Source organism: Curtobacterium sp. B18 (assembly GCF_000333375.1).
Lineage (GTDB): Bacteria > Actinomycetota > Actinomycetes > Actinomycetales > Microbacteriaceae > Curtobacterium.
This window is the reverse complement of sequence record NZ_BACZ01000615.1, coordinates 1-5,197: the sequence shown is the minus strand read 5'-3', so window position 1 is coordinate 5,197 and position 5,197 is coordinate 1. Positions and strand designations below refer to the sequence as shown.

Sequence of the window (5,197 nt, the reverse complement as noted above, 5' to 3'; positions counted from 1 at the left end):
GCCGTCTCGTCCTCCGCGTCGCGCTCTCGCTCGGCGTCGTGCTGGCGCTCATGTGGGTGCTGCACCGGGTCAGCCGCAAGAAGCTCTCCGGTTCAGCCACCCGCGGGCGCCGCTCGGCCTCGGTCGAGGTCGTCGGGCGTCAGGGCATCGGCGGCAAGGCGAGCGTCGTCGTGGTCGACGTCGAGGGCGAGCGCCTCGTGCTCGGTGTCTCCGAGCACGGTGTCGCACTGCTCACCAGCGGGCAGGCGCCCGCGCCGGAACTCACCATCGTGACCGGACCCGTGACGCTGCCCGTGCGTCCGACCCCGTCGGCCGAGCGGTTCGGTCAGGAACTCGCGCAGCAGACGGCAGCCGCCCCGTCCCTCCCGTCCGACGCGGCGCAGCCGCTGCCCATGCGCCCCCGCAACCGTCGCGCGCAGCGTGCCGCACTGCCGACCGCCCAGCAGCTGCAGGGGTCGATCCTGTCCGCCGACACCTGGCGGCAGGCCGCCTCGGCGCTCCGGAACCGGCGGGCCGGGTGACCGCGGCGCGGACCGGACGTCTGATCGCCCTCCTGCTGCTGGGGGTGACGGTCGTGGCCGGCTTCCTCATGCTCACCGCCACCGGTGCCCACGCGGCCGGCGTCGTCCAGCCGACCGCTCCCGCCACGCCCACGGCGCCCGCGACCGGTGACTTCAGCGTCAGCGTGAACGGACCGGACGGCACCCCGTCGTCCGCCGTCGTCACGCTGATCGGGATCACGCTGCTGAGCGTCGCGCCCGCCCTGATGCTCATGATGACGTCGTTCACGAAGATCTTCGTCGTGCTCGCGATGACCCGGAACGCCCTGGCGCTGCAGTCCATCCCGCCGAACCAGGTGCTCGCCGGCCTCGCGCTGTTCCTGTCGCTGTTCGTCATGGCGCCCGTGCTCGGCCACATCAACGACGACGCCCTGCAGCCCTACCTCGCCGGGCACCTCGACTTCGCCCAGGCCGTCGAGATCGGGACGAAGCCGCTCCGGACCTTCATGCTGCACCAGACGCGCGAGGAGGACGTGGCGCTCATCACCCGTGCCGCCGGGCAGGACAACCCGAAGTCGATGGCCGACGTCCCGATGACGACGGTGATCCCCGCGTTCGTGATCTCCGAGCTCCGCAGCGCCTTCATCATCGGGTTCGTCATCTTCATCCCGTTCCTGGTGATCGACCTCGTCGTCTCGGCGGCGCTCATGTCGATGGGCATGATGATGCTCCCGCCGGTCATGATCTCGCTCCCGTTCAAGATCCTGCTGTTCGTCCTCGTCGACGGGTGGGGGCTCATCATCAAGTCCCTCATCGAGAGCTACCAGGTGGTGCACTGATGGACCAGCAGGCCGTCATCGACCTCACGCTGCAGGCGCTCCTGGTGTCGGCGAAGCTCGCCGCGCCCGTGCTCGTGACCTCGCTCGTCGTGGGCTTCGCGATCTCCCTGTTCCAGTCGGTCACGCAGATCCAGGAGGTCACGCTCTCCTTCGTGCCGAAGGCCGTCGCCGTCGCGATCGCGCTGGTCGTCTGCGGCAACTGGATGATCTCGGAGATGGTCGGGTTCACCCACGCCGCCTTCGACATGATCCCCAAGCTCCTGGGGTCCGGCTGATGGAGCTGTCGATCGATGCCGACCGCCTCGAGGCGACCATGCTCGCCGGCGTGCGCCTCGTCGCCTTCTTCGTGATCGCCCCGCCGTTCTCGTACCGTGCGTTCCCGGCGACGGTGAAGGTGATCCTCGGCATCGGGCTGGCGATCGGCGTCGCCCCGCGGGTCGCGGTCGGCTACGAGTCGCTCGCGACCGGGCCGTTCCTGCTCGCGCTCCTCACCCAGCTGCTCGTCGGGCTGGCCCTCGGCTTCCTGGTGTTCCTCGTGTTCGCCGCGGTGCAGTCGGCCGGCGCGCTCGTCGACCTGTTCGGCGGGTTCACGCTCGCGCAGGCGTACGACCCGCAGTCGCAGGTGAACGGCGCACAGTTCACGCGGCTGTTCCAGATGGCGGCGCTGGCGCTCCTGTTCGCCTCCGGCGGGTACCAGCTCATCGTCGCCGGGCTCGTGCGGTCCTTCGACGCGGTGCCGCTGACCGGCACGTTCGACCTCGGTGGCCTGGCGTCCGTGCTCGTCACCGCCCTGACCCAGATGTTCCTGTCGTCGCTGCAGATCGCCGGCCCGCTCGTGGTCGTGCTGTTCCTCGCCGACGTCGGGCTCGGGCTGCTCACCCGTGTGGCCCCGGCGCTCAACGCCTTCCAGATGGGCTTCCCGATCAAGATCGGCCTGACCGTCGTCTTCGCCGGGGCGCTCTTCATGGCCCTGCCGTCCGTCGTGTCGTCGCTCACCGGCGACGCGGTCGCCGCGATCACCGGACGGGGGTGACGACGTGTCCGACAGCGGGGAACGGTCCGAACAGGCCACCCAGAAGCGCATGCGCGAGGTCCACCAGAAGGGCCAGATCGGTCGCTCGCAGGACCTCGGCGCGTGGATCGGCATCGCCGTCGCGGCGCTCATGATGCCGTCCGCGATCGGCAACGCCGCCGCCGCGGGCTCGTCGCAGCTCCGGTCCGTGCAGCGCGTCATCGCCGACCCCACCATCGGCACGATGAACGCCGTCTTCCACGAGGCCCTCGCCTCGCTCGGCGGAACCCTCGGGCCGATGCTCGCCGTCGTCGCCGTCGCCGTGCTCGCCGCGGCCGTCGCGCAGGGCGGCGTGCACATCCGGAAGCTGACGCCGCAGCCCGAGCACTTCGACCCGATCCAGGGCCTGAAGCGGGTGTTCGGCACCCAGGCTCTCTGGAACGGGTGCAAGGCGCTCCTCAAGACGGCCGTCGTCGGCCTCGTCCTCTGGACGGCCGTGCAGGCGCTCGTCCCGGTCCTCATGACGAGCGGATCGCTCCCGCTGTCCGCGGTGCTGGACGCCGCAGCCGCCGGCACGGGCACGCTGCTGCGTGCCGCGATCGTCGCCGGGCTGGTCCTCGCCGCGCTCGACGTCTTTCGTCGTGATCCGCCGCAACCGCAAGCGCACGATGATGACCAAGCGCGAGGTCAAGGACGAGAACAAGCACGCCGAGGGCGACCCGCTCGTGAAGTCGCAGCGTCGGTCACGCCAGCTCGCGATGAGCCGGAACCGGATGGTGCAGGCGATCGGCACGGCGGACGTCGTCATGACCAACCCGACGCACTACGCCGTCGCCCTGTCGTACGAGCCGGGCAGGTCCGCGCCACGCGTCGTCGCGAAGGGCGCCGGACCGGTCGCCGCGATGATCCGCGACAAGGCGCTCGAGGCCCGGGTGCCGATCGTGCAGGACGTGCCGCTCACCCGGGCGCTGCACGCCGCGTGCGAGCTCGGGCAGGAGGTGCCGGTCGACCTCTACACGCCGGTCGCCCGCGTCCTGTCGTTCGTCATGGCCTTGAAGGCCAGGGGAGCGGCGGCCGGCACCCACGCCCCACCCCGGCCGACCACCCCGGACGAGGTCGCGACGGTCATCGACCCGGCCACCATCGGCGGCGACCTCCGGCCCCGGAAGCTCCGCACGCCACGACCCGATCCCGTCCCGTCCGCCACCGCCACCGAGGGAGTCCCCGCATGAACCGCACGGACCTGCCGAAGCTCGCCGTCCCGGTCTTCATCGTCGGCATCATCCTGCTGCTGATCCTGCCGGTGCCGTCGTTCCTGCTCGACTTCCTCATCATCTGCAACATCCTGCTGGCGCTGGTGATCCTGCTCACGACGCTGTTCGTGAAGAAGCCGCTCGACTTCTCGGTGTTCCCGTCGCTGCTGCTCGTCGCGACGCTGTTCCGGCTCGGCCTCAACGTCGCGTCGACCCGCCTCGTGCTCGGCGAGGGGTTCGCCGGCGACGTCATCCAGGCGTTCGGCCACGTCGCCGTCTCGGGGTCGATCATCATCGGCGCGGTGATCTTCCTGATCCTCGTCGTCATCCAGTTCGTCGTCGTGACGAAGGGTGCCGAACGCGTCGCCGAGGTCGGGGCGCGGTTCACCCTCGACGCGATGCCCGGCAAGCAGATGGCGATCGACGCGGACCTCAACGCCGGGCTCATCACCGACGCCCAGGCCAAGGAGCGCCGTGCCGCGGTCTCCGCCGAGGCCGACTTCTACGGCGCGATGGACGGTGCGTCGAAGTTCGTCAAGGGTGACGCGATCGCCGGCATCCTGATCATCGTCATCAACCTCGTCGGCGGCATCGCGATCGGCATGGTGCAGAACGGGCTGTCGATCACCGACGCCCTGTCGAAGTACGGCATCCTGACCATCGGCGACGGGCTCGTCACGCAGATCCCCGCGCTGCTCATGGCGGTGTCGACGGGCATGATCGTCACCCGCTCCGGTGCGGAGACCGAGATCGGCGCGTCCGCGACGACGCAGCTCACGCAGTCGCGGAACGCCCTCGCGATCGCGGGCGTCGCCGCGATCGCGATGGGGTTCATCCCGGGCATGCCGATCGTCCCGTTCCTCGTCATCGGTGCGACCCTGCTCGTCGTCGCGTGGCGCCTCGGGCAGACCGCGAAGCGCGAGGCGGTGGCACTCGCCCAGCAGGAGGCCGCCGCGTCCGCCGCCCCGAACGCCGACACCCCCGAGGACCTCATCGAGCAGATGCGCGTGCACGCCCTCGAGATCCTGCTCGCCCCCGACCTGGTCGACATGGTCTCCGGCGCCTCAGACGACCTGCTCGGCCGGGTGCGGGCGCTCCGCCGGAAGATCGCGATCGACATGGGGATCGTCGTGCCGCCGGTCCGCACCCGCGACAGCATCGAGCTCCCGCCGTCGACGTACGCCATCCGGATCGCGGGTGTCGAGGCCGGCCGGGGGACCGCTCCGTCGCGCAGCGTGCTCGCCCTGGGAGACCACCTCGAGGGACTCCCCGGTGAGACCACCGTCGAACCGGTCTTCGGGCTCGCCGGCAAGTGGGTGCCGGCCGAGCTCCGGCACGCCGCCGAGATGACCGGCGCGACCGTGATCGACCGCGTCTCCGTGCTCGTCACCCACCTGCAGGCGATCATCGGCGACAACGCCGCCAGGCTCCTCACCCGCGAGGACGTCAAGGTCCTCACCGAGGGGGTCAAGCAGGTCAACCCCGCGGCCGTCGAGGAGCTCGTCCCGGGGATGCTCTCGCTCGCCGAGCTCCAGCGGGTGCTGCAGGGACTCCTCGTCGAGCGGGTCCCGATCAACGACCTCGGCCGGATCT

The 5,197-nt window shown here is 70.7% G+C and carries 6 protein-coding genes and 1 pseudogene; all 7 read left to right on the top strand.

The features are described from left to right. A partial coding sequence (locus I5E_RS22025) for a FliO/MopB family protein (RefSeq protein ID WP_022907979.1) occupies window positions 1-521 on the top strand: 521 nt, incomplete at its 5' end. After that, window positions 518-1,339, top strand: coding sequence for a flagellar type III secretion system pore protein FliP (fliP, locus tag I5E_RS16625; protein ID WP_022907978.1), 822 nt, complete (start codon window positions 518-520; stop codon window positions 1,337-1,339). The genes I5E_RS22025 and fliP, both read left to right, overlap by 4 nt. After that, the gene (gene fliQ, locus I5E_RS16620) at window positions 1,339-1,614 is read left to right on the top strand and encodes a flagellar biosynthesis protein FliQ (protein WP_022907977.1); all 276 of its coding nucleotides are present in this window, start codon (window positions 1,339-1,341) and stop codon (window positions 1,612-1,614) included. Before fliP ends, fliQ begins: the two co-directional genes overlap by 1 nt. Then, window positions 1,614-2,372: a flagellar biosynthetic protein FliR gene (locus I5E_RS16615; protein WP_022907976.1), complete on the top strand. Its 759-nt coding sequence runs from the start codon at window positions 1,614-1,616 to the stop codon at window positions 2,370-2,372. The genes fliQ and I5E_RS16615 overlap by 1 nt, the downstream gene beginning before the upstream one ends. 49 nt (window positions 2,373-2,421) lie before the next feature. After that, window positions 2,422-2,928 (top strand): annotated as a pseudogene (locus I5E_RS26780) (EscU/YscU/HrcU family type III secretion system export apparatus switch protein); the annotation flags it as partial. A 91-nt stretch (window positions 2,929-3,019) separates the two neighbouring features. After that, window positions 3,020-3,583, top strand: a complete 564-nt coding sequence (locus I5E_RS26775; RefSeq protein ID WP_441294339.1) for an EscU/YscU/HrcU family type III secretion system export apparatus switch protein — start codon at window positions 3,020-3,022, stop codon at window positions 3,581-3,583. Then, the coding region (locus tag I5E_RS16605) for a flagellar biosynthesis protein FlhA (RefSeq protein WP_022907975.1) at window positions 3,580-5,197 on the top strand (1,618 nt) is incomplete at its 3' end. The genes I5E_RS26775 and I5E_RS16605, both read left to right, overlap by 4 nt.